Here is a 24,150-nt window from a genome sequence, read left to right as displayed (position 1 = left end):
TTAACGTAAGTTACCCAGCGGTATCTCCGGATCCGGCTCGTGTGTGATGCGGTTACGCAAGTCACGACGAATAATTTCGATCGACCAGAACCAGACCAGATGGCCTACGATCTCTGAAACGTGTTCATACCACGGCAGCTCAAACAGCGGCGGCGTCAGCCCCATCAGCGGGAAGGAGATCATATGCACAAAGAGCTGAGCTAACGCACCCGCCAGCAAACCCTGCCAGAGTTTAATTTTCGGGAAGACTTCAGCCACGACACAATAGCCAACAGCGAAGACGATTGAGAAAATAATATGCGTCACGCCAACCCAGTTAAATATATGTCCGGCAAATGTATAAACTGCCGCGTTAGGATCAACAACGCCCAGCCAGTCGCGTAAAAATACATAGGGAGGGTTTAAAAAATTGCGGGAACAGTCAATCTGGCTTGCGGCTCTTATTAATTGCTCGGGTCCGCATGCGCCGGTGAATAAGTCGGAGGGGCTGCGTGGCGGAAACGGTACTTCGGCTCCCCATTTGACAAACGCGGAGACAATCCCTGCAATTAAACCGATGAACGCGGCGAGTCCATAGCGCCTGCGTGAAGGCGGTGTTTGTTCAAATAGATTCATTTCTTTTCCTTGTTTAACGTCATCCTGCGGAATACATTTTATTATTCATATCAGCAACAAATTAATAACAGTCTGACGAGCAGACTGCATATAAAGTAATGGGCTGGCGGCAGCAGTGTCAATTCTCTATTCCTGATAGTGGCGAAGGAATATTCCTGAATCAACAAGGGATTCATCCTGGGAATATTCATTGCCCCTATGCATTCAGAAATAAATTGATTATTCCTTTCTTCTTCCTCGCATCCCCTGAAACAGCTCCGCCACGTCCACAAAATACTCGGTCAGATAGTTAATACATACCTGGACTTTCAGCGGAAGCTTGTCTTTTTCGGTATACAGGGCGTACACCGGACGCGGATCGGACTGGTAGCGCGGGAAGAGGATCTCCAGCACGCCGCTGTTGATCTCGTTGATCACCCACATCAGCGGCACGTAGGCGATCCCGGCGCCGGCTACCAGCCAGCGCGAAATGGTCATCGGATCGTTGGTGACAAACCGTCCCTCCGGCAGCAGCCGGGTGGAGATCCCCTCCGGGGCAATCAGCTCAAATTCATTGTCGGGCCGCACGCTGTACTCCAGCCACGAGTGGTTGGTGAGGTCGGCGGGTTTCTCCGGCACACCGTACTGGGCCAGATAGCTCTTCGAAGCGCAGACGACCATCGGCATGCTGCCCAGCCGACGCGAGAACAGGCTGGAATCCTGCAGCGCGCCGACGCGGATCACCACGTCCAGACCGTCGGCAATCAGATCCGGCGCCGGGATGCCCGTCACCAGATTAACGGTAAGCCCGGGATACTCTTTCAGCATATCCGCCGTCATGGCAGCGAGAACATTTTGTGCCATAGTTGAAGAACACCCGATGCGCAGCGTGCCGATGGGGGTGTTGTTAAAGGCGTAGAGCTGTTCGTGAACATCCTGCACTTCCAGCAGCATACGGCGACAGCCCTGATAGTAAATTTTGCCCGCTTCCGTCAGCCCAATGCTGCGGGTACTGCGGTTGAGCAGCTTGACCTGAAGCTCATCTTCCAGTTTAGACACCGTCTGGCTGATGGATGAGACGCTCATCTGAAGCTGGCGTGCAGCGGCGGTAAAAGAGCCCAGTTCAACCACTTTGGCGAAGACTGACATGCGTTTTAAACGTTCCATTGTTCACTCTGGCTTAAAAGTGATTTAGATCACATATTATAGATAACAGCATAACAGTTACGTTAATATATTATTTATTACATAACGGCTGCGCCATTCTCGCCCGGCGTTTCTTGCTCTCCTGCGATGGCGTGCGCTAAAAAATTCTGAAGCCTGCACTCTCTCTAATCAAGGTCAACATGAGTCTGTTTCCCGTTATCGTGGTGTTCGGTTTGTCCTTCCCACCGATATTTTTCGAGCTTCTTTTATCACTGGCGATCTTCTGGCTGGTGCGCAAGGTGCTGGTCCCTACCGGGATCTACGATTTCGTCTGGCACCCTGCATTGTTCAATACCGCGCTGTATTGCTGCCTGTTCTACCTGATATCGCGCATGTTTGTCTGAGGTTGATGTGAAAACGCTAACAAGAAAAATCTCCCGCACTGCCATCACCATGGCGCTGGTTATCCTCGCCTTCATCGCTATTTTCCGCGCCTGGGTCTATTACACCGAATCACCGTGGACGCGTGATGCACGCTTCAGCGCCGATGTGGTGGCGATCGCCCCTGACGTGGCCGGTCTCATCACGGCGGTCAACGTACACGACAACCAACTGGTGAAAAAAGATCAGGTTCTGTTCACCATCGACCAGCCTCGTTACCAGAAAGCACTGGAAGAGGCGGAAGCGGACGTGGCCTATTACCAGGCGCTGGCTGCGGAGAAACGCCGCGAAGCTGGCCGCCGTAACCAGCTTGGTGTTCAGGCAATGTCCCGTGAAGAGATTGATCAGTCCAACAACGTGCTGCAAACCGTGCTGCACCAGCTGGCGAAAGCACAAGCAACGCGCGATCTGGCGAAGCTGGATCTGGAGCGTACCGTGATCCGCGCACCGTCTGATGGCTGGGTGACCAACCTTAACGTCTATGCCGGGGAATTTATTACCCGAGGCTCAACCGCCGTGGCGCTGGTGAAACAGAACTCCTTCTACGTACTCGCCTATATGGAAGAGACCAAGCTGGAAGGCGTACGTCCGGGCTACCGGGCAGAAATCACGCCGCTGGGCAGCAACCGCGTCTTTAAAGGTACCGTCGACAGCGTCGCCGCAGGGGTGACCAACTCCAGCAGCTCGAACGATGCAAAAGGAATGGCAACGGTGGATTCCAATCTCGAGTGGGTGCGTCTGGCCCAGCGCGTGCCGGTCCGTATCCATCTGGACGAACAGCAGGGCAACCTGTGGCCTGCGGGTACCACGGCGACAGTGGTGATTACCGGTGAAAAAGATCGGGATGCCAGCCAGGACTCGTTCTTCCGTAAAATCGCCCACCGTCTGCGCGAGTTTGGTTAATCGCTATGGGCATCTTTTCCATCGCCAGCCAGCACATTCGCTTCGCCGTGAAGCTGGCGTGTGCCATTGTGCTGGCGCTGTTTGTTGGCTTTCACTTCCAGCTTGAAACCCCTCGCTGGGCAGTGCTGACGGCTGCGATTGTCGCGGCGGGCCCGGCCTTTGCTGCGGGTGGGGAACCCTATTCAGGCGCGATCCGCTATCGCGGGATGCTGCGTATCATCGGGACGTTTATCGGCTGTTTCGCGGCGCTCACCATTATTATTCTGATGATCCGCACGCCGCTGCTGATGCTGATGGTGTGCTGTATCTGGGCGGGCTTTTGCACCTGGATCTCGTCTCTGGTGAAAGTGGAGAACTCCTACGCCTGGGGGCTGGCGGGCTATACCGCGCTGATTATTATCATCACCATCCAGTCCGAGCCGCTGCTGGCTCCGCAGTTTGCGGTGGAGCGGTGCAGCGAAATTGTCATTGGTATCGTGAGTGCGATTGTCGCGGACCTGCTGTTCTCCCCGCGCTCCATCAAGCAGGAAGTCGACCGTGAGCTTGACGCGCTGATTGTCGCTCAGTACCAGCTGATGCAGCTCTGCATCAAGCACGGCGACAGCGAAGAGGTGGATAAAGCCTGGAGCGGGCTGGTTCGCCGCACGCAGGCGCTGGAGGGGATGCGCAGCAATCTCAATATGGAGTCGTCACGCTGGGCCCGCGCTAACCGTCGTCTGAAAGCTCTTAATACGGTCTCGTTAACGCTGATTACCCAGGCATGTGAAACCTATCTGATACAGAACACGCGCCCGGAAGCGGTCACCGATACCTTCCGCGAACTGTTCGCCGAGCCGGTGGAAACGGTGCAGGACGTGCACAAGCAGCTGAAGCGTATGCGCAGGGTGATCGCCTGGACAGGGGAGCGCGACACGCCGGTAACCATCTACACCTGGGTCGGCGCCGCGACGCGCTACCTGCTGCTGAAACGCGGCGTGATCGGAAATACCAAAATCAGCGCGGCGGAAGAAGAGGTGCTGCAGGGCGAAGTGGTGATCAAGGCGGAATCTGCCGAGCGCCATCACGCGATGGTTAACTTCTGGCGTACGACGCTCGCCTGTATGCTCGGCACGCTGTTCTGGCTGTGGACGGGCTGGACGTCCGGCAGCGGCGCGATGGTGATGATTGCCGTCGTGACCGCACTGGCGATGCGTCTGCCTAATCCGCGTATGGTCGCCATCGATTTCCTGTACGGCACCATTGCCGCCCTGCCGATAGGCGCGCTCTACTTTCTGGTCATCATCCCGTCGACGCAGCAGAGCATGCTGCTGCTCTGTATTAGCCTAGCGGTAATGGCGTTCTTTATCGGCATTGAAGTGCAAAAGCGACGTCTGGGATCGCTGGGGGCGCTGGCGAGTACGATTAACATCATCGTGCTCGATAACCCGATGACCTTCCATTTCAGCCAGTTCCTCGACAGTGCGTTAGGTCAGCTGGTGGGCTGTTTCCTGGCAATGATGGTGATTCTGCTGGTCCGCGATAATTCGCAGGCAAGAACGGGCCGCGTGCTGTTGAGCCAGTTTGTGTCGGCCGCCGTGTCGTCGATGACAACCAACACCGCGCGCCGTAAAGAGAACCATCTGCCCGCGCTCTACCAGCAGCTGTTTTTATTGCTGAACAAGTTCCCGGGCGATATCGGCAAGTTCCGGCTGGCGCTGACCATGATCATTGCACACCAGCGTCTGCGTAACGCACCGGTGCCGATCAACGACGATCTGTCGGCCTGGCACCGCCAGTTGCGTCGTACCGCTGACCACGTGCTTTCCGCCAGCAGTGATGACAAACGACGTCGCTACTTTACGCAACTGCTTGAAGAGCTGGATATCTACCAGGAGAAGCTTAAAACCTGGGACGCGCCGCCTCAGGTGACCGAGCCGGTAGGACGGCTGGTGTTTATGCTGCATCGCTACCAGAATGCCCTCACGGATAGCTGACCGAAGTAAAAAAACCGACGCCAAAAGCGTCGGTTTTTTTGTGGCTATACTTATTCCAGCACGTTCTTACATTTCAGGAAGGGAGGACACATGACGACCCAGGCGCTTCAGGATCACATCCTTTTTCAGACCGGTTATCTGGTCAACGGAATCTGGAAAACGCTGGACACGACCTTCGATGTGCTTAACCCCGCAACCGGGGAAGTCATCGCGAAAGTCGCCAAAGCGGGTAAAGCACAAACCGAAGACGCTATCGCAGCGGCCACCAAAGCCTTCCCGGCCTGGCGTGCCAAAACCGCGAAAGAACGCTCGGCGATTCTTTATCGCTGGTACGAACTGATCATTGAGAATAAAAACTGGCTCGGGCAGTTAATGACCACCGAGCAGGGTAAGCCGCTGAAAGAGGCCGAAGGCGAGGTGGAGTACGCTGCCAGCTTTATCCAGTGGTTTGCCGAAGAGGCCAAGCGCGCGAACGGTGAAATTATTCCGCCGATCAAACCCGGCTCGCGCATTCTGGCGACCCGTGAACCCATTGGTGTGGTCGCGGCGATAACGCCGTGGAACTTCCCGATGGCCATGCTCACCCGCAAGTTAGGCCCGGCGCTGGCTGCAGGGTGTACCGGGGTGATCAAACCGGCCAATAACACGCCGCTCAGTGCCTTTGCGCTGCTTACCCTGGCAAAACAGGCTGGCGTGCCCGACGGCGTGCTCAACGCCGTTGCCGGGAATACGCATGAAATCAGCGATGCGATCATGGCAAGCCGAGACGTGCGTAAAATCTCCTTTACCGGCTCGACCTCCGTCGGCAAAACGCTGGTGCGTAATGCTGCCGAAACCATGAAGAAAGTCTCGATGGAGCTGGGGGGAAATGCCCCGTATATCGTTTTTGAGGATGCAGACATCGACGCGGCGGTGAAGGGGGCGATTGCCAACAAGTTCCGCAATGCCGGGCAGGTCTGCGTCAGCGTGAACCGTTTTTATATTCAGGAAACCGTCTACGACAAGTTTGTGAATAAACTGGCCGATGCCGTGAAAGCGCTCAAGGTGGGGAATGGCCTTGACGAGGGCGTTGTCGTCGGGCCGCTGATTGAATCTGCTGCGGTCGACAAGGTGCGTGAGCATGTCGACGATGCCGTCTCTCGGGGGGCAACCGTACTGGCAGGGGGTAAGCCCCATCCGCTTGGCGGGAATTTCTGGATGCCAACCGTGCTGGGCGACTGCCATGAAGGCATGAAGCTGGCAGAAGAAGAGACGTTTGGCCCGGTTGCGGCATGTTTCCGTTTCACCTCGGAAGATGAAGTTATCCAGCGCGCCAACAATACGCCCTATGGGCTGGCGGCTTACTTCTACACCCAGAATCTCTCACGTGTTTTCCGCGTTTCCCAGGCGATCGAGAGTGGGATGATCGGCATTAACGAATGTGCCGTCTCCACGGAACTGGGGCCCTTTGGCGGCGTAAAAGAGTCAGGCCTGGGTCGTGAGGGCTCCGTGCTGGGCCTGGAAGAGTACCTGGAAGTGAAAACCCTTCACATCGGGGGATTATAATAGACAGGGCGGCATCTGCCGCTCGCCTGGACTGGGTGGCTGGCAATGAAAACCTATACTTTTGATTTTGACGAGATCGACAGTCAGGAAGACTTCTACCGTGAATTTATCCGGGTGTTTGATCTTGAACGGGAAAGCGTGACGAATCTGGATACGCTGTGGGACGTGGTGACCGGGAGTCTGCTGCCGCTACCGCTGGAAATTGAGTTCATTCATTTGCCCGATAAGCTGCGCAGACGCTTTGGCGCACTGATATTACTGTTCGATGAAGCGGAAGAAGAGCTGGAAGGGCAGCTGCGTTTTAACGCGCGGCACTGAATGAAAAAAGCCCCTGACTATGAGGCCAGGGGCAAGTCGTATGATGAGATACGACGAGGGTTTATTTATACAGTTCTGCAGTTGCATGCCAGTGGTCACCCTGATTCAGTTCGGTGACGCGATAGCTGCTGGCACCTGCTTTTTCAGCTTTGGCAGCCAGTTCGTGACGGATATCCATCGGAGAGCCGGTAACAGACGTCACGGAGATGCTGCCCATAGGCTGCAGATTTTGTGCCTGGTCGGCATTCACCTGCTGCACGGCTGCGCTTGCGCCGAAAGAGAGAACAGATGCCAGACCGAGGGTTGCGATGATCAATTTGGTTTTCATAGTCTTTACTCCTGAATAGGGTTTTTGCTCAACGGCGAGAAGGGTTGAACCGCTATTTTTATGCCTGGTGCCGTTGAGTGGAGATTTACGTTTTCAGTTATTGCTCAAACTTATTTGTACAGCTCAGCGGTGGCGTGCCAGTGGGCACCAGAACGCGCTTCGATGATGCGGTAGGATGACGCACCCTTTTCTTCCGCTTTTTTGTTCAGCATCTCACGCATGTCCATTGGCGATGTGCCGACCGCGCCGACAGAAACCGTACCGATGGTCTCGCGTGATTGCGCCTGATCAGCATTGATAGCGTCAGCCGCGAAAGCACCGAATGACAGGACAGACAGGACGCTCAGCGCCGCTACAGTTGATTTGATTTTCATGATTTTTACCTCGTCGAATTTTTTAGTGGGGTCTTGTTTCGTGACCCTCATCACAAAATCAAGTATACACTAATAACGGTAAAAATTAATACCAGACTAATGGTTTCTATTGTTATTACGTGTTAACCACTCAGTTTTTTATAACCAAATTGCATAATATTGGGCATTTTTTGCGCATTTATGTTGGTTATATCTAATAAAATCATATGGATATCAGCTTTTGATTTTTTGTGCGATTTTTTGATTTAGCATTCACCAGATGAATGTTAATGGGCGGTAAAAAGCACTATTTGTCAAAGTCAGGGGCAGTGGAAAAGAGGGGGAAACGGCGTGGGGGCAGAACGATCCCCGCAGCGGCGCTGCGGGGAAAGGGGATTAGAGTTCCTGTTCGAACAGAACCAGAATCGCTTCGTGGAGATCTTTAACGGAGAAACCACTAGCCGGCGTGGTAAAGATGGTGTCATCGCCGGCGATAGTCCCGAGGATGCCTTCTGTTTTACCCAACGAGTCCAGCATGCGGGCAATCAGCTGTGCGGCTCCAGGGCTTGTGTGGATCACCACAACGGCGTCGTTGTAGTCGATATCCAGAACCAGATTCTTCAGCGGGCTGGAGGTGGTCGGCACGCCAAGTTCAGCCGGCAGGCAATAGACCATCTCCATCTTGGCGTTACGAGTACGCACCGCGCCAAATTTCGTTAACATGCGGGAGACTTTCGACTGATTGATGTTATCGAAGCCTTGTTCCTGCAGCGCCTGAACAATTTCTCCCTGAGAACTGAATTTCTCTTCTTTAAGTAGCGCTTTAAACGCCTTGACTAATTCTTCTTGCTTAGACGAGCTTCGCATAAGTCACCCGGAATATGACGATAGAAACAACATTATTATGCATGTGGATGAATTTTTATGCAAATTATCTACTCAGCGCCAGGCTGAAATAATGTTATGAAAGGGAGTGATTTTATCAGAATTCGTTATCAGAAAACATGCCTGGGTCACGCCGCGCAAATAAGCTTAAAAGTAAATTAAATGTTATCAAAATGATGTTGTTTTGGTGGCGGGGCAGGGTGTATTGTAACCACCTCTTAATTCGTCGCCGTCTGTCGTCAGAGCGTCTTCTGAAGAGAGATAAAGTCGCGTGACCTCAAATTCTTTAGCTACGAAAATTGTAATTATTTACTTGCTGAATTATGGTCGCCGCAACGGATTTACAGATACTTAAGTTAACCATAATAAGGAGTTTAGGATGAAAGTCGCAGTCCTCGGCGCTGCTGGTGGTATCGGCCAGGCGCTTGCCCTACTACTGAAAACCCAACTGCCTTCAGGCTCAGAACTCTCCCTGTACGATATTGCTCCGGTAACCCCAGGTGTGGCGGTTGACCTGAGCCACATCCCAACTGCTGTAAAAATCAAAGGCTTCTCCGGTGAAGATGCGCGTCCTGCACTGCAGGGTGCCGACGTGGTGCTGATTTCTGCAGGCGTGGCGCGTAAGCCAGGCATGGATCGTTCAGACCTGTTCAACGTCAACGCGGGCATCGTGAAAAACCTGGTGCAGCAGATTGCAGAAATCTGCCCGAAAGCATGCATCGGTATCATCACTAACCCGGTGAACACCACCGTTGCTATCGCGGCAGAAGTGTTGAAGAAAGCGGGCGTTTACGACAAAAACAAACTGTTCGGCGTGACCACGCTGGATATCATCCGCTCCAATACCTTCGTTGCTGAGCTGAAGGGCAAACAGCCAACAGAAGTGGAAGTGCCGGTCATCGGCGGTCACTCTGGCGTTACCATTCTGCCTCTGCTGTCGCAGATCCCAGGCGTAAGCTTCACCGAGCAGGAAGTGGCTGACCTGACCAAACGCATCCAGAACGCGGGCACCGAAGTGGTGGAAGCGAAGGCGGGTGGCGGTTCTGCAACTCTGTCTATGGGCCAGGCGGCTGCACGTTTCGGTCTGTCACTGGTTCGCGCGCTGCAGGGCGAGAAAGGCGTTGTTGAATGCGCTTACGTTGAAGGCGATGGCGAACACGCTCGCTTCTTCTCTCAGCCGCTGCTGCTGGGTAAAAATGGTATCGAAGAGCGTAAATCCATTGGCAAGCTGAGCGCGTTTGAGCAACACGCGATGGAAGGCATGCTGGATACGCTGAAGAAAGATATCACCCTGGGTGAAGAGTTCGTTAACAAGTAATACGAACCGTCCCCCGGCAAAAAAACGGAGCTTATCGCTCCGTTTTTTTATGCCTGTCAGTTTGTTGCCGGGTATTCCTGAATGGTGACTTGCAGCGTCAGTTTCTTATCGTTGCGCATGACTTCAACTGGGATGATAGAGCCCGGGCGAATTTCTGCCACCTGGTCCATCGTCTCCAGCGCAGAAACCGCTGGCGTGCCGTTGACCGACACAATGACGTCATTGACCTGAATCCCCGCGTTGGCCGCCGGCCCCCCTGGCGCCACCTCGTTCACCACGATGCCCTGGATCTGATCGATACCGCCACCCTGGGTATGCATCGGCGCAATTTCGCGGCCACCGATACCGATATAGCCGCGGATCACGCGTCCGTCGCGGATCAGCTTATCCATAATTTTGGTCGCCAGCTGGAACGGAATGGCAAAGCCGATCCCTTCCGGCGTCTCACCGTCGTTACTCTTATCGAACGACAGGGTGTTGATCCCCATCAGTTCGCCCAGCGAGTTGACCAGCGCACCGCCGGAGTTACCGTGGTTGATGGAGGCATCGGTTTGCAGGAAGTTCTGCCGCCCGGAGGGGTTCAGACCAATACGGCCGGTCGCGCTGATGATCCCCTGAGTGATGGTCTGGCCCAGGTTGTAAGGGTTACCAATCGCCAGGACGACGTCGCCTATATGCGGGGTACGTTTACGGTTGATCGGGATGACCGGCAAACCGCCCGTGGCGTTAATCTTCAGGACGGCGAGGTCGGTCAGGCTGTCAGAGCCAACGAGTAATGCCTCAAACACGCGGCCATCCTGCAGGGCGACGATGATCTGGTCGGCATCGTTTATCACGTGCTTGTTGGTAATAATGTAGCCGCGCTCGTCCATGATCACGCCGGAGCCGAGGGTGCGGATCTCCAGCTGGTTGTGGGCTGAGGTATTCAGACCACGGTTATAGACGTTAACCACGGCAGGTGCGGCTCGGCGGACGGCCTGATTATAGGTGGCCGGTGTTTCATCCGTGCTATCGAACTGGGGAGCCGACAGTTTATTGAACTGACGTAAAGACGGCAGCGCCAGCAGCAGCAGGCCAGCGACAATCAAACCGATGACAATAGAACGTAAGAGCTTTAAAAGCATGATGCGCGTGTCGTTAAAAAAGGAACGATTTGCAGCATAACATGAGTTATCCGGACATCACACGCAGCGGTGATGTCCGGGTCGCAAATGCTTAGCGCAACAGAATATAGATAGACTCATTGCCGCGCATGACCTGCAGGGCAATAACCGCCGGTTTACTCTCCAGCACCTTGCGCAGTTCGGCAATGGACTGCACGCGATTGCGGTTTACACCAATGATCACATCTTCCTGATGCAACCCGGCCTGAGCGGCAGGGCTGCTCTTTTCAACGGTGTCGATGCGAATGCCTTTCGTACCGTCCTTCAGCTGTCCATCGCTCAGCGTCGCACCCTGCAGCGCCGGGGCGATCAGCTCCGCACTGGCAGAGGAGGAGGTGCTCTTATCCAGCGTCACTTCAACGTTCAGCGGTTTACCGTCACGGATCAGACCCAGCTTCACTTTGGCGCCGGGTTCGGTGGTGGCTATCCGCGAGCGCAACTCGGCAAAGCTGCTCAGCGGCTTGTCGTTGAGGCTGACGATCACATCGCCCGATTTGATACCTGCTTTTGCCGAGCCGGAGTTTGGCAGCACTTCACTGACAAACGCCCCGCGCTGAACGTTGATGTTGAACGCTTTTGCGATATCCGCGCTCATCTCCATACCTTTAATACCCAGCAGCCCGCGTTTGATTTCACCGAACTGAATGAGCTGCTGTGCCAGCGTTTTGGCCATGTTGCTGGGAATCGCAAAACCGATCCCAATGCTGCCGCCGCCCGGGGCCAGAATCGCCGTGTTGATCCCAATCAGCTCACCGTTAAGGTTGAGCAACGCCCCGCCGGAGTTCCCGCGGTTGATTGAGGCATCGGTCTGGATAAAGTTTTCCAGCCCTTCCAGATTAAGGCCGCTGCGTCCCAGCGCGGAGACGATCCCGGAGGTGGCGGTTTGCCCTAAGCCAAAGGGGTTGCCTACGGCGACGGCAAAGTCGCCGACGCGCAGTTTGTCGGAATCCGCGATGGCAATCTGGGTCAGGTTGCTCGGGTTTTGCACCTGCAGCAGCGCGATGTCGCTCTGGTCATCGCCGCCAATCAGTTTGGCATCAAATTCGCGGCCATCGTTTAGCTGGACGCTGATTTTATCGGCCTGGCTGATGACATGATTGTTAGTCAGAATATAGCCTTTTGCCGCATCGATAATGACGCCAGACCCCAGGCCTTCAAAAGGCTGGGCCTGCTGGTCGGGAGACTCATCACCAAAATACTTCTTCAGTTCTTCAGGGACGCGTTGGCTTTGTACCGCCGTGCCTTCAACCTGAACGCTGACGACCGCAGGCAACACTTTTTCCAGCATGGGTGCAAGACTTGGAATGGCCGCCTGGCCAGGCACCTGGGAGGGAATGGCGGCAAATACAGGAACGGACGCCGAGAGAGATAACCCGACACTTAACGCGATAGCGCTCAACAGCTGGTTTTTTTTCTTCATCGATGTTGACTCTCGTAACCTGGAATAAAGGAAAAACGGCCCCAAAAACACGTTGATGTTATTGAATTTTAAACCGCTGAACAATGAGGTGTTTAACTAAATGATAGCTGGGGTCATGAAGAAAGGACGGGCGCAATCGCTGCGCCCGTAAAATAAATTCAGGTTGTGCGATTAATCGCGTTTTACACCGCCGCGCAGCAGGCCGGACGCGCCGTCTGAATAGTCGCGAGGCATCTGAACGGGCGCCTGATCGTTACCGGCCTCAGAGTCTGCCAGACGGTTGCGGAATGGGTTGGTTTCCGCCGTCATTTCCGGCAGCAGGCTGCTGGAGCTTTTTGCCATATGCTGATACAGCTGACGATAGTCGGTCGCCATGTTGTCCAGCAGCTCGGCGCTACGGGCAAAATGGCTGACCAGCTCTTCACGATACTCTTCCAGCTCGGCTTTGTTCTTTTCCAGTTCGTACTGCAGTGACTGCTGCTGACGCAATTTGCGATTACCGAAACGCATGGCCACAGCACCAATGACGATGCCGACGACTAAACCGATTAGCGCATATTCCCAGGTCATGAACTTCTCCCGTTGTCTTGTTGTTCCGTAGGGTGTTGGCTCGGCTCCTGCCTGTGCCTGATAATGCCACTATAACCGCTATTTCCGTAGAAGTGGAATCCTGACGTATCATCGCGTAGTGTAGAACGGCCTTTTTTTCATCAGTCACGTCTGCTGGTGAGCGTTAATTGAAGGAATAACAATAAGATTATGCAAAACCTGTCCCCTGCATCGCGATATCAACTGGCCCTTAACGAGGGTACCCATCAGCCGGATGACGTTCAACGTGAGGCGGTAAGCCGTCTGGAGATGATTTATCAGGAACTCACGGCCAAACCCGCTGAAACCGAACAGAATGGCGGGCTAAAGGCGGCATTTGGGCGGTTGCTCGGAAAAAAAACGCCACAGGCTCACGCGCCGGTGCGCGGTTTATATATGTGGGGCGGGGTCGGTCGCGGAAAAACCTGGCTGATGGACATGTTCTACCAGAGCCTGCCGGGGGCGCGTAAACAGCGTCTGCACTTCCACCGCTTTATGCTGCGGGTGCATGAAGAGCTGACTGCGCTGCAGGGTAAAAGCGATCCGCTGGAGATTGTGGCCGACCGGTTCAAGGCGGAAACGGACGTGCTCTGCTTCGATGAATTTTTTGTGTCTGACATCACCGATGCCATGCTGTTAGGCGGCCTGATGAAGGCGTTATTTGCCCGCGGGATTACGCTGGTGGCCACGTCGAATATCCCGCCGGACGAGCTGTACCGCAACGGCCTGCAGCGGGCACGCTTCCTGCCCGCCATCGACGCCATTAAGCAGCACTGCGACATTATGAATGTTGATGCCGGTGTCGATTATCGTCTGCGCACGTTAACCCAGGCGCACCTGTGGCTCTCGCCGTTAAATGCAGAGACCACCCGCGAGATGGATACACTCTGGCTGGCGCTGGCGGGAGCAAAACGCGAGCACGCCCCGGAACTTGAGATTAACCATCGTCCGTTGCCTACGCTCGGCGTTGAAAACCAAACGCTGGCGGTCTCCTTTACGACGCTCTGTGTTGATGCTCGTAGCCAGCACGACTACATTGCGCTTTCGCGTCTGTTCCACACCGTGATGGTGCTGGATGTACCGGTGATGACGCGGCTGATGGAGAGCGAGGCGCGACGCTTCATTGCGCTGGTGGACGAGTTTTATGAGCGCCACGTCAAGCTGGTGGTCAGCGCCGAGGTTCCTTTATATGAGATCTACCAGGGCGAGCGGCTGAAGTTTGAGTTCCAGCGCTGCCTGTCTCGTCTGCAGGAGATGCAGAGCGAGGAATACCTGAAGCTGGAGCATATGCCGTAACAAATGCCACCCTCTCCCTGAGAAGGGAGCCTTGTAGGCCGGGTAAGGCGCAGCCGCCACCCGGCATTTTCAGCCCCCTCGAAAAACCCATTCCAAATCACATTTAAGGGTCGATCTTTGACCTCAACTTCTCTATAATCTTGCGACCCCACGTTACGAGAAGGTTTTTTTCCCGAAACTTTCTATGTGTCGGCATGAGCTATTCGAAGGGGTAGGTTTGCCGGACTTTGTCGTGTGAACCTCAACTGACTAAACGTTTGGGTGTTCACCAACGTGTAACTTATTATTTGGGTAAGCTTTTAATGAAAACTTTTACAGCTAAACCAGAAACCGTACAGCGCGACTGGTATGTTGTTGACGCGACCGGTAAAACTCTGGGCCGTCTGGCTACTGAACTGGCTCGTCGCCTGCGCGGTAAGCACAAAGCGGAATACACTCCGCACGTTGATACCGGTGATTACATCATCGTTCTGAACGCTGATAAAGTTGCTGTAACCGGCAACAAGCGTACTGACAAAATGTACTACCACCACACCGGCCACATCGGTGGTATCAAAGAAGCGACCTTTGAAGAGATGATTGCTCGCCGTCCTGAGCGTGTGATTGAAATCGCGGTTAAAGGCATGCTGCCAAAAGGCCCGCTGGGTCGTGCTATGTTCCGTAAACTGAAAGTTTACGCAGGCAACGAGCACAACCACGCGGCACAGCAACCGCAAGTTCTTGACATCTAATCGGGATTATAGGCAATGGCTGAAAATCAATACTACGGCACTGGTCGCCGCAAAAGTTCCGCAGCTCGCGTTTTCATCAAACCGGGCAGTGGTAAAATCGTAATCAACCAGCGTTCTCTGGAACAGTACTTCGGTCGCGAAACTGCCCGCATGGTAGTTCGCCAGCCGCTGGAACTGGTTGATATGGTAGAAAAACTGGATCTGTACATCACCGTTAAAGGTGGTGGTATCTCCGGTCAGGCAGGTGCGATCCGTCACGGTATCACCCGCGCTCTGATGGAGTACGACGAATCCCTGCGTTCTGAACTGCGTAAAGCTGGCTTCGTTACTCGTGACGCGCGTCAGGTTGAACGTAAGAAAGTGGGTCTGCGTAAAGCACGTCGTCGTCCACAGTTCTCCAAACGTTAATCCATTCTGCTTACGCAGAACGATTGGCGAAAAACCCGCTTCGGCGGGTTTTTTTATGGATAATGCGCAGGTTATCCACAATATCCATGCATATATCTTCTCTTTTTCCACATTTCCAGAATCCCCTCACCACAAAGCCATCAAAATCTGGTAAACTATCATCCAATTTTCTGCCCAAATATCGGTGAATACTCGATTTTTGTTCGATTCTTGAACAATGTGTCTTCTCTGGGATGGGCGATACAACATCTGGCTGGCCCCTGTTGGGCTGGTAGCAGTAAAAATTCTGAATATACCTGGAGGTTTTCATGGCTGTCGCTGCCAACAAACGTTCGGTAATGACGCTGTTTTCTGGTCCTACTGACATTTATAGCCATCAGGTTCGTATCGTGCTGGCCGAGAAGGGTGTCAGTTTTGAGATCGAGCATGTGGAAAAGGATAACCCGCCTCAGGATCTGATCGATCTCAACCCGAGCCAAAGCGTACCGACGCTGGTGGATCGCGAGCTGACCCTGTGGGAATCCCGTATCATTATGGAATATCTGGATGAGCGTTTCCCACATCCGCCGCTGATGCCTGTTTACCCTGTTGCGCGTGGTGAAAGCCGCCTGTACATGCAGCGTATCGAGAAAGACTGGTATTCGCTGATGAACGTGATTACCAGCGGATCCGCTGCCGAAGCCGACGCTGCGCGTAAGCAACTGCGTGAAGAGCTGCTGGCAATCGCCCCGGTGTTTGGTCAGAAGCCGTTCTTCCTGAGCGATGAGTTCAGCCTGGTAGACTGCTACCTGGCACCGCTGCTGTGGCGTCTGCCAACCCTGGGCGTAGAATTCAGCGGTCCTGGCGCGAAAGAGCTGAAAGGCTACATGACTCGCGTATTCGAACGCGACTCTTTCCTGGCATCTTTAACTGAACCGGAACGTGAAATGCGTCTCGGCCGAGGCTAATGACTGTGGAAATGTCACAACTTACCCCACGCCGTCCGTATCTGCTGCGCGCCTTCTATGAATGGCTGCTGGATAACCAGCTCACGCCGCACCTGGTTGTGGATGTGACGTTGCCGGGCGTGCTGGTTCCAATGGAATACGCACGTGACGGACAGATCGTACTGAACATCGCCCCGCGCGCGGTGGGTAACCTGGAACTGGCGAACGATGAAGTGCGCTTCAACGCGCGTTTCGGCGGCGTACCGCGTCAGGTTTCCGTGCCGCTGGCCGCTGTGCTGGCTATCTACGCCCGTGAAAACGGGGCGGGTACTATGTTTGAGCCGGAAGCGGCGTATGATGAAGAGGTTGCCAGCCTGAATGATGACAATGCATCTGATGAGCGCGAAAGCGACACGGTGATGTCACTTATCGATGGCGACAAACCCGATCATCACGACGACAATGACCCTGATGACGATCCGCCTCCGCGCGGTGGTCGCCCGGCGCTACGCGTCGTCAAATAAATCCCTTTGTCGTCCGTTTATAAAAGCCAGTGATTCACTGGCTTTTTTCTTTATATCCATCAACCGCTGCAACATTTTTAAATAAGCATTGTTTATATCTCTTATTTCTTTATTGTCTGGTTAATAATTAACTAGATTTATAAATGGTGTGAATCAATGAGGTGTAAAGTAATATCAAAGCGCTGAGAAAAGTAAAGTTAAATTCAGAGTAGTATTCTTTTTTTGATGTTAATCTCTTTTTTAAATGGGTAATTCCTTAATAAATTAAGGAAAAGATCAGTTTTTCGTTATCCTTAATAGAATCGTTAATTTTGCTAAATTGCATGTATTTATAAAAACAATACTATGTGCACATGCTGACAAGCATGACGACAATCAGTAACTGGTAAAGGTATTTATCATTACTGGATTAAATATTGCAATTACTCATATGTTAAGGATTAACAAGTGAAAAAAGTTTTACTCGCAACTGCGCTTTCTCTGTGTGTGACATCAGCATTTGCTGCAGACCCTTCAGCGGTACTGAAGGTTAAAGGTACGCTGACCAATGCAGCATGTACACCCGTTCTGAGCAACGGCGGTACTGTTGACTACGGTACAATTAACCTGGGCGATCTGAGTGCGACTGCAACCAACCAGTTGGGCCAGAAAAATATCGACCTGACCATTAACTGCACCGCGGCAACAAAAGTGTCCTGGAATATGGTAGACGACCGCGTGGATTCTAACGCGAACCTGACGGTAACAAACGGTCAGTTTGGTGGTGGCTCTCAAGGTAGCGGCACTGGCCAAACTTACGGTGTGGGCAAAACCGAAGGTGGCGTTAACATCGGTACTTACGCTATGTTTGTTAAAGCAGACAGCGTAACGGCTGATGGTGCTGCGGCAGATCCAATCTATCAGCAGAACGCAACGGGTAACTGGACCAAAACCACCAATGGTTCTACTCAGGGCAGCCATATTCGTGACTTCACCGTCGCGTCTACGGGTACTCTGGACCCGCTGGCTTTCCAGACTGCGACCTTCCCACTGGTGACCTCACTGGCTGTTCAGAACACCGCAACTCTGGCGATTACCGATGATACTCAGCTTGACGGTCAGTTGACCATCAGCCTGCGTTATCTGTAAGACTTTATTGAGTAAAAGTAATTTTAAAATAATCCAGAGAGTGAATGTTCTGCATTTACTCTCTTTTTAACAGCGCGATAAACATGGAATGTTCTGTTGGGCTATCAAGGAGATAATATTATGCAATGCGTAAAATCGAATATATTTAAAACACTTTTCACCCTCGCTTTATTTTCTACCCATTTTGCAGTACATGCAGAAGGTATGGTGCCGGAAACCAGCCTGCTGATTATTGATGAAGCCACGCACAGCGGTACCATCAACGTAAAAAATACGGATTCACACCCATCCCTTTTATATACGAACGTGGTTGACCTGCCGGATGATCAGGGGCTTAAGCTGATCGTCACGCAGCCTGTCGTTCGCCTTGAACCCGGTCAAACGCAGCAACTTCGTTTTATTTTGCAAAGCAAGCAACCGCTGGACGTTGAGCATTTCAAACGCGTAACGTTTGACGGCATTCCGCCAAAAAATGACGATAAAAAAATTAAAATTGGTATTAACATCCGCCAGGATATTCCAGTGCTAATACGCCCGGCTACGCTGGGGGTTGTGACGGACGCATGGAAATACCTCAAATGGTCAACCGTCGGGTCGTCTGTAAAAGTCACCAATCCAAGTAAGTACGTTGTCCGTCTGGCACAAAAAGTCGTATTACAGCCTTCAGGCGCAAACGCCACGCTTTCCAAAACTTACCTTCTGCCAGGTGAGACGATGACGGCTGCGTTGAATAAAACAACCAGTGGTGACAGCCACGTTAAATTTTTCCCGGCCAGCCGCTATGGCGTTGAAGTGCCGAGCTTTACCTCTGAATTAAATAAATAAAATAGGGATAAAACGGTGAATAAAAAAAGCCGTATTGCACTTTGTGTCCGCGCAGTTCTCTGCGGCACCTTGCCTCTGATGATGTTTGACTCCGCTTCCGTACTCGCAAGGGAAGTGACGTTTGATACGGGAGTAATGAAAACGCTGGGGTTAACGAGCGATTTGAACCATTACTTCGCTGAAGCACCGCGTTTTCTGCCCGGAACCCATTCCGTGAACGTCAAAGTGAATGGTGAAGATCGCGGCATGGCCGCCGTCCGTTTCGATAAGGACGGCGTGCTGTGTTTTGATAACGATCTGCTTGATTTCGCCGGTCTTATGCCGGTTCCGCTGAAGGCAGGCGAGGCGTGCCATGACATCCGTGACGATTACCCGAAAGCGGTGATCAACGCGTTGCCAAACCAGGAAGCCGTTGAGTTATACCTGCCGCCTGAAGCGGTAAACAGCCTGTCGTCGGATATCCGAAACTTCCAGCACGGCGGTGCCGCCGGGATGCTCAACTATTCGCTATTCAGCACCCGTAACGAATATGGCGGTAGCGACAATTCCCGCTACTCGCAGGCCAATCTGGAAGCGGGTTTCAACGCTTTTGACTGGTCGCTTCGCAGTAATTACATCCTGACGGATGACAATGGCAAGAAAAATGCCGACAGCATTTACACCTATGCGGAGCATGTTTTTGTCCCGCAGAAGTTAACCATGCAGGTCGGTGAAATTAACGCCCTGTCTAATGTGTTGAGCGGCATACCCATTACCGGCATCCAGCTTATGCCGACCAACGGGCTGACAAGAGACGGTAGCGGCGTCAGCGTGTCCGGCATTGCCCGTTCTTCCCAGGCTCGCGTGGAGATTCGCCAGAATAATCAGCTGATTTTCAGTACGCTCGTGCCCGCGGGGCCATTTACGCTGGATGACGTCCCGATTGCGCGTAACAACGTCGATCTGGACGTTTCCGTCGTGGAGTCTGACGGCTCAACGAATCACTTTATTGTTCCTGCAGCCGCCGTGAAGCAGCGCAACCTTTCACGCCCGCAGGGGCTTACCGTGTCAGCGGGTCAGGTGCGCAGCATCGACAGCGACTACAGCGATCCGCTGGTGATGAACGTGTCCGACGGCTGGCGCATTTTCCCGTGGATGAACCTTCTGGCCTCCGGTACTGCCGCTCAGGATTACCAGGCGGCTGGCGGTCGCACCGATTTTCTGATCAACGACCTCTGGTCTGTCTCCACGACGGTTGCGGCAAGCCAGGAATCGTTTGGTGACAGCAACAGTGGCCTTAAAACCGAGCTGGGAAGCGACCTTACGCTTTCCTCCCATGTCTCGCTTTCCACCAGCGCGACGCACTACAGCGGCGGCTATCGTGAGATGGCAGAAGCAATGGACGACGATTACCAGGGATACGATAACGCCTATTCCGGCAGCGTACATTTTTCATCCGATCTGGCAGGCGTTTTCTCAGCAGGCTTCAATTACAACCAGAGCAGCGGGGACTATGAAGATTCCCGCTATCTGCTTCTGTCGTGGGGTAAGACGTTCAAATATGCCAGCGTGACTGCCAACTGGCAAAGCGCCGTGGGCAACGTCGATGACGACCAGGATGATGAAATGCTGTACATCAACGTCAGCATTCCATTGAGTCCAGGGCAATCTGTGAGCACCTACATGCGCAAGCAGGGCGACAATACCACTTACGGTGTCGCCAACAGCGGCTCACTGGGCGACAACACGCACTACTATATCGCCGCGGATCGTGACCAGTCCTCCAGTGATAATAGCTTCAACGGTAACATCAACACCAACCTGCACTATACCCAGCTGAGCGTGGGTGGCGGCACCAGCGGTGATAATCAGCGTAACTATAACGCCACCCTGGCGGGCGGCATCGCTATGCACAAAAATGGCGTGACGTTCTCGCCGTATGCGATTCGCGATACCTTTGCCATTGCCAGACTGAGCGAGAAGAAAAGCGGGGTAGAAATCGCCACGCCACAGGGTACGGTCTGGACCGATGCCTGGGGACAGGCGGTCGTACCTTCGCTAAACGAGTGGCGCAATTCGCGTATTGAAGTGGATGCCAACAAGCTGCCGCAGAATATGACGCTGGCAAACGGCACCCGATATATCGCCGCAGGTCACGCTTCAGTCAGCGAGCTTGACTTCAGGGTGCTAAACAGCCGTCGTGTGATGCTGCGTATGAAGCAAGCCGATGGTCAGCCGCTGAAAAAAGGGCTGACGGTCGTGGATGAGAAGGGCAACTACATTGTTACGGTCGTTGATGATGGTCATGTCTTTATCAACGATGCGGATCAGCTATCGGCGCTCTACGCCATGGATGCCAACAACAATCGTCTGTGCAAACTCGATTTCTCTCTTCCAGAGAAACGCGATGAAGATGCCTTCTATGAAGAAGTAAACGGAGTATGCCGATGAATTATCAACAAACAGTTGGATTAACCGCGCTGGGGATACTTTTCTTCGCGGCGACTGCACATGCGGAAGATTGCCAAATAACGCTCTCGCAGCCAGTGGTGGATTACCATGAAATGCGTCGAGATAATATCGATAAAACCCAGCAGAACTGGCACAAAATGGCGGACCGTACCCTCAACGTTAACGTTTACTGTCCGCAGCCGCAGCAAATGGCGGTGTTGCTGCAGGGGACGGCAGGCGATAAAGGGCGCTTCACATTCGGCCAGTCTGGCGGAATGGCGGTGAAAATCGATGAGATGACCGTCGATGGTAAAAATTATACCGTCGGTAAAACGGTCGACCAGCTCAATTTTACTCCGCAAAGCGGCACGCCTTCGCCATTTTATGTGCGTAATAATGAAGCGGTTATTGCGGTTGATAATAATCAGGTGCCTTCAGGCCAGCAGATGAATTTCCGGGTGACGCTATCACCCGTGCTGGATGACAATGCGTTTAGCCGCATCACCGATCAAACCGCACTGGAAAGTGATTTAACCTGGACCCTGCTGACGAAGTAGCGGTTCGGGTAATAAATAAAAATCATGAAGAGAAAATAAGCTTCATTATTTTTATCGTCGATGAAATGAATATTTTTATCCTTTCTGATAAGTGAATGCGTTGTGAGGAAAGATATATATTCATTTAACGGCATGAATGCCGTAATTGGTTTGTTATAAATAGATTAAACGTTAAGGATTAACGAATGAAAAAAGTATGGCTTGCAACTGTTCTGTCTCTTTGTGTCTCTTCTGCATTTGCAGCTGACCCGAGCGCCGTTTTGAAGTTAAAAGGTACGTTAACTAACTCGTCCTGTATCCCAACGCTGAGCGGCGGTGGCACCATTGACTACGGCACCGTCAATCTGGGCTCGCTGAGCGCCACCGCAGTTAACCAACTGGGACAAAAAGACTTCTCCCTGACGATTAACTGCCAGGCGCCTGTCAAAGTGGGCTTTAGCGTGAATGATGACCGTAGCGGCACGGCGGCGAATGTGGTCGTTAAAAACGGTACCGTAGCCGGTGTTGACGTCCTCCAGCCGGTAAACCTGTTTGGCGTGAATACCACGGCAGGCAACGTGAAGATTGGTAACTACAGCATGTTTGTTAAAACCGACAGCATAACGGCGGATGGTAACGCAGTCGGGGCGACCTATAGCTCTGATAATGGAACGTCCTGGTCTAACGTGGGTTCGCTGATGCAGAATAACGCCAGTGAAATTGTGACTGTTGCAACCACCGGAGAAACGGCACCACTGGCCTTTACTCAGGCCGTTGTACCAATGGCTATTTCGCTTGCGATTCAGGACACCACGACGCTGGCAATTACCGATGATACCAGCATTGATGGGCAGGCAACTTTTACGCTGAAATATCTGTAATTTATATTTTAATTACGCTTTATTTAGCAAAGGGAATAAACCGGAAGGTTTATTCCCTTTTTTTCTTACACTTCCAGGTAATTCAGTATCCCGTCAGCCGCCTTGCGGCCTTCGGCAATCGCCGTCACCACCAGGTCGGAACCGCGAACGATATCGCCACCGGCGAAGATTTTCGGGTTGCTGGTCTGGAACGCGTTATCGCTACCTTCTGGCGCAATAATACGGCCCTGTGAATCCAGCTCAACGCTATGCTTCGCCAGCCATTCCATGCTGTGAGGACGGAAACCGAACGCCATCACCACGGCGTCGGCCGGGATCACGTGTTCAGAACCGGCCACGATCTCGGCGCGACGACGGCCTTTCGCATCCGGTGCGCCCATCTCGGTACGCGCCATCTTTACGCCGCTCACTTTACCGTTGGCATTCACTTCAATACCCAGAGGCTGGATGTTGAACTGGAACTCCACGCCCTCTTCACGTGCGTTTTTCACTTCGCGCTTAGAGCCCGGCATGTTCTCTTCGTCACGACGGTAGGCGCAGATCACGTGTGCCGCATTCTGACGAATCGAGGTACGCACGCAGTCCATCGCGGTATCACCGCCGCCCAGCACCACCACGCGTTTGCCTTCCATGCTGACGAAAGGCTCATCGGCGGTTTCGCCGTAGCCCATGATCTGCTTGGTGTTGGCAATCAGGAACGGCAGCGCGTCGTACACGCCCGGCGCGTCTTCGTTCTCCAGACCGCCGCGCATGGACTGATAGGTGCCCACGCCCAGGAACACGGCGTCGTAATCCTTCAGCAGGTCGTCGAGCTGCACGTCGCGGCCCACTTCCACGTTCAGTTTGAACTCAATGCCCATGCCGGTGAAGATTTCGCGGCGACGGGTCATGACCTCTTTTTCCAGCTTGAAGGCCGGGATACCGAAGGTCAGCAGGCCGCCGATCTCCGGATGACGGTCAAAGACCACCGCCTTCACGCCGTTGCGGGTCAGCACGTCCGCACAGGCCAGGCCCGCCGGGCCCGCACCGATAATCGCCACGCGCTTGTCGGTTTGCTTCACGCCGGTCATGTCCGGACGCCAGCCCATCTCAAACGCTTTATCATTGATGTAGCGCTCGATGTTGCCGATGGTCACCGCGCCGAACTCGTCGTTCAGCGTACAGGAACCTTCGCACAGACGGTCCTGAGGACACACGCGGCCGCACACTTCCGGTAGGGTGTTGGTCTGGTGAGAGAGCTCGGCGGCTTCGAAAATACGTCCTTCGTTGGCCAGCTTCAGCCAGTTCGGGATGTAGTTGTGTACCGGACATTTCCATTCGCAGTAAGGGTTACCGCAGGACAGGCAGCGGTCTGCCTGTGCTTTGGCCTGGCCTTCTGAAAACGGCTCGTAGATTTCAACAAATTCAATTTTACGGATCTTCAGCGGTTTCTTTGGCGGATCAACACGCTGCAGGTCGATAAACTGGTATACGTTCTGGCTCATCTGAAT

Annotated in this window: 25 protein-coding genes; 16 read left to right on the top strand and 9 right to left on the bottom strand. The window is 53.3% G+C overall.

What is annotated here, in order from left to right:
• Nucleotides 1-615, bottom strand: coding sequence for a YagU family protein (locus LJA86_RS14810; RefSeq protein ID WP_229226354.1), 615 nt, complete (start codon nt 613-615; stop codon nt 1-3).
• A 219-nt stretch (nt 616-834) separates the two neighbouring features.
• The gene (aaeR, locus tag LJA86_RS14805; protein WP_023309395.1) at nt 835-1,761 is read right to left on the bottom strand and encodes an HTH-type transcriptional activator AaeR; all 927 of its coding nucleotides are present in this window, start codon (nt 1,759-1,761) and stop codon (nt 835-837) included.
• 179 nt (nt 1,762-1,940) lie between these two features.
• On the opposite strand from aaeR, the gene aaeX reads away from it, so the two are divergent.
• The 5 genes from aaeX (at nt 1,941) to LJA86_RS14780 (ending at nt 6,920) form a co-directional block, all read left to right on the top strand.
• Nucleotides 1,941-2,144, top strand: a complete 204-nt coding sequence (aaeX, locus tag LJA86_RS14800; protein WP_003860416.1) for a p-hydroxybenzoic acid efflux pump operon protein AaeX — start codon at nt 1,941-1,943, stop codon at nt 2,142-2,144.
• Between the two features lie 7 nt (nt 2,145-2,151).
• Nucleotides 2,152-3,084 carry a p-hydroxybenzoic acid efflux pump subunit AaeA gene (aaeA, locus tag LJA86_RS14795; protein WP_023309394.1) on the top strand — a complete coding sequence of 311 codons (933 nt, stop codon included), beginning with the start codon at nt 2,152-2,154 and terminating at the stop codon, nt 3,082-3,084.
• A gap of 5 nt (nt 3,085-3,089) precedes the next feature.
• Nucleotides 3,090-5,057 (top strand): p-hydroxybenzoic acid efflux pump subunit AaeB, encoded by a 1,968-nt coding sequence (aaeB, locus tag LJA86_RS14790; protein ID WP_229226353.1) that lies wholly within the window; start codon nt 3,090-3,092, stop codon nt 5,055-5,057.
• A 90-nt stretch (nt 5,058-5,147) separates the two neighbouring features.
• Nucleotides 5,148-6,602: an NAD-dependent succinate-semialdehyde dehydrogenase gene (locus LJA86_RS14785; RefSeq protein WP_090392898.1), complete on the top strand. Its 1,455-nt coding sequence runs from the start codon at nt 5,148-5,150 to the stop codon at nt 6,600-6,602.
• A 45-nt stretch (nt 6,603-6,647) separates the two neighbouring features.
• Nucleotides 6,648-6,920 (top strand): barstar family protein, encoded by a 273-nt coding sequence (locus LJA86_RS14780; protein ID WP_008502839.1) that lies wholly within the window; start codon nt 6,648-6,650, stop codon nt 6,918-6,920.
• 61 nt (nt 6,921-6,981) lie between these two features.
• Here the strand turns inward: LJA86_RS14780 and yhcN (LJA86_RS14775) are convergent, their stop codons facing one another.
• From yhcN (LJA86_RS14775) to argR, 3 genes are all read right to left on the bottom strand, one after another.
• Nucleotides 6,982-7,248, bottom strand: a complete 267-nt coding sequence (gene yhcN, locus LJA86_RS14775) for a peroxide/acid stress response protein YhcN (protein ID WP_008502838.1) — start codon at nt 7,246-7,248, stop codon at nt 6,982-6,984.
• A 110-nt stretch (nt 7,249-7,358) separates the two neighbouring features.
• A complete protein-coding gene (yhcN, locus tag LJA86_RS14770) occupies nt 7,359-7,622 on the bottom strand; it encodes a peroxide/acid stress response protein YhcN (protein ID WP_045910130.1) in 264 nt (87 codons plus the stop codon).
• 375 nt (nt 7,623-7,997) lie between these two features.
• Nucleotides 7,998-8,468 carry a transcriptional regulator ArgR gene (gene argR / locus LJA86_RS14765; protein ID WP_008502836.1) on the bottom strand — a complete coding sequence of 157 codons (471 nt, stop codon included), beginning with the start codon at nt 8,466-8,468 and terminating at the stop codon, nt 7,998-8,000.
• Between the two features lie 397 nt (nt 8,469-8,865).
• Between argR and mdh the strand changes: the two genes are divergently transcribed.
• Complete coding sequence (gene mdh / locus LJA86_RS14760; RefSeq protein WP_045910129.1) at nt 8,866-9,804, top strand: malate dehydrogenase; 939 nt, start codon at nt 8,866-8,868, stop codon at nt 9,802-9,804.
• Between the two features lie 56 nt (nt 9,805-9,860).
• Here the strand turns inward: mdh and degS are convergent, their stop codons facing one another.
• The 3 genes from degS to zapG form a co-directional block, all read right to left on the bottom strand.
• Nucleotides 9,861-10,928, bottom strand: a complete 1,068-nt coding sequence (gene degS, locus LJA86_RS14755) for an outer membrane-stress sensor serine endopeptidase DegS (protein WP_008502834.1) — start codon at nt 10,926-10,928, stop codon at nt 9,861-9,863.
• Nucleotides 10,929-11,019: 91 nt separating this feature from the next.
• The gene (gene degQ, locus LJA86_RS14750) at nt 11,020-12,387 is read right to left on the bottom strand and encodes a serine endoprotease DegQ (protein ID WP_045910128.1); all 1,368 of its coding nucleotides are present in this window, start codon (nt 12,385-12,387) and stop codon (nt 11,020-11,022) included.
• A gap of 171 nt (nt 12,388-12,558) precedes the next feature.
• Entirely contained in the window at nt 12,559-12,957 is a 399-nt protein-coding gene (gene zapG, locus LJA86_RS14745) for a Z-ring associated protein ZapG (protein ID WP_008502832.1), read from the bottom strand.
• A gap of 189 nt (nt 12,958-13,146) precedes the next feature.
• Between zapG and zapE the strand changes: the two genes are divergently transcribed.
• From zapE to LJA86_RS14695, 10 genes are all read left to right on the top strand, one after another.
• Entirely contained in the window at nt 13,147-14,271 is a 1,125-nt protein-coding gene (gene zapE, locus LJA86_RS14740; RefSeq protein ID WP_229226352.1) for a cell division protein ZapE, read from the top strand.
• Nucleotides 14,272-14,573: 302 nt separating this feature from the next.
• Nucleotides 14,574-15,002 (top strand): 50S ribosomal protein L13, encoded by a 429-nt coding sequence (gene rplM / locus LJA86_RS14735; protein ID WP_003860434.1) that lies wholly within the window; start codon nt 14,574-14,576, stop codon nt 15,000-15,002.
• 15 nt (nt 15,003-15,017) lie between these two features.
• On the top strand, nt 15,018-15,410 hold the full coding sequence (gene rpsI, locus LJA86_RS14730; RefSeq protein ID WP_003860436.1) for a 30S ribosomal protein S9: 393 nt from the start codon (nt 15,018-15,020) through the stop codon (nt 15,408-15,410).
• A gap of 308 nt (nt 15,411-15,718) precedes the next feature.
• Complete coding sequence (sspA, locus tag LJA86_RS14725) at nt 15,719-16,357, top strand: stringent starvation protein SspA (RefSeq protein ID WP_025756674.1); 639 nt, start codon at nt 15,719-15,721, stop codon at nt 16,355-16,357.
• A 5-nt stretch (nt 16,358-16,362) separates the two neighbouring features.
• Nucleotides 16,363-16,860 (top strand): ClpXP protease specificity-enhancing factor, encoded by a 498-nt coding sequence (gene sspB / locus LJA86_RS14720; protein WP_045355426.1) that lies wholly within the window; start codon nt 16,363-16,365, stop codon nt 16,858-16,860.
• Nucleotides 16,861-17,307: 447 nt separating this feature from the next.
• Complete coding sequence (locus tag LJA86_RS14715) at nt 17,308-17,988, top strand: DUF1120 domain-containing protein (RefSeq protein WP_045910126.1); 681 nt, start codon at nt 17,308-17,310, stop codon at nt 17,986-17,988.
• 120 nt (nt 17,989-18,108) lie between these two features.
• Nucleotides 18,109-18,813, top strand: a complete 705-nt coding sequence (locus LJA86_RS14710) for a fimbria/pilus chaperone family protein (RefSeq protein WP_045910125.1) — start codon at nt 18,109-18,111, stop codon at nt 18,811-18,813.
• A gap of 15 nt (nt 18,814-18,828) precedes the next feature.
• Nucleotides 18,829-21,243, top strand: a complete 2,415-nt coding sequence (locus tag LJA86_RS14705) for a fimbrial biogenesis outer membrane usher protein (RefSeq protein WP_229226351.1) — start codon at nt 18,829-18,831, stop codon at nt 21,241-21,243.
• Nucleotides 21,240-21,800 (top strand): hypothetical protein, encoded by a 561-nt coding sequence (locus LJA86_RS14700; protein ID WP_048028813.1) that lies wholly within the window; start codon nt 21,240-21,242, stop codon nt 21,798-21,800. The genes LJA86_RS14705 and LJA86_RS14700 overlap by 4 nt, the downstream gene beginning before the upstream one ends.
• A gap of 185 nt (nt 21,801-21,985) precedes the next feature.
• On the top strand, nt 21,986-22,660 hold the full coding sequence (locus LJA86_RS14695) for a DUF1120 domain-containing protein (RefSeq protein ID WP_229226350.1): 675 nt from the start codon (nt 21,986-21,988) through the stop codon (nt 22,658-22,660).
• Between the two features lie 65 nt (nt 22,661-22,725).
• On the opposite strand, the gene gltD is transcribed toward LJA86_RS14695, so the two are convergent.
• Complete coding sequence (gene gltD, locus LJA86_RS14690; RefSeq protein ID WP_014833470.1) at nt 22,726-24,144, bottom strand: glutamate synthase subunit GltD; 1,419 nt, start codon at nt 24,142-24,144, stop codon at nt 22,726-22,728.
• Nucleotides 24,145-24,150 lie beyond the last annotated feature (6 nt).

This window comes from Enterobacter sp. TCD1-1, from assembly GCF_020567405.1.
Lineage (GTDB): Bacteria > Pseudomonadota > Gammaproteobacteria > Enterobacterales > Enterobacteriaceae > Enterobacter > Enterobacter quasiroggenkampii.
Note: the sequence above shows the minus strand (reverse complement) of the source record. Positions and strands in the feature narration are given on the sequence as shown.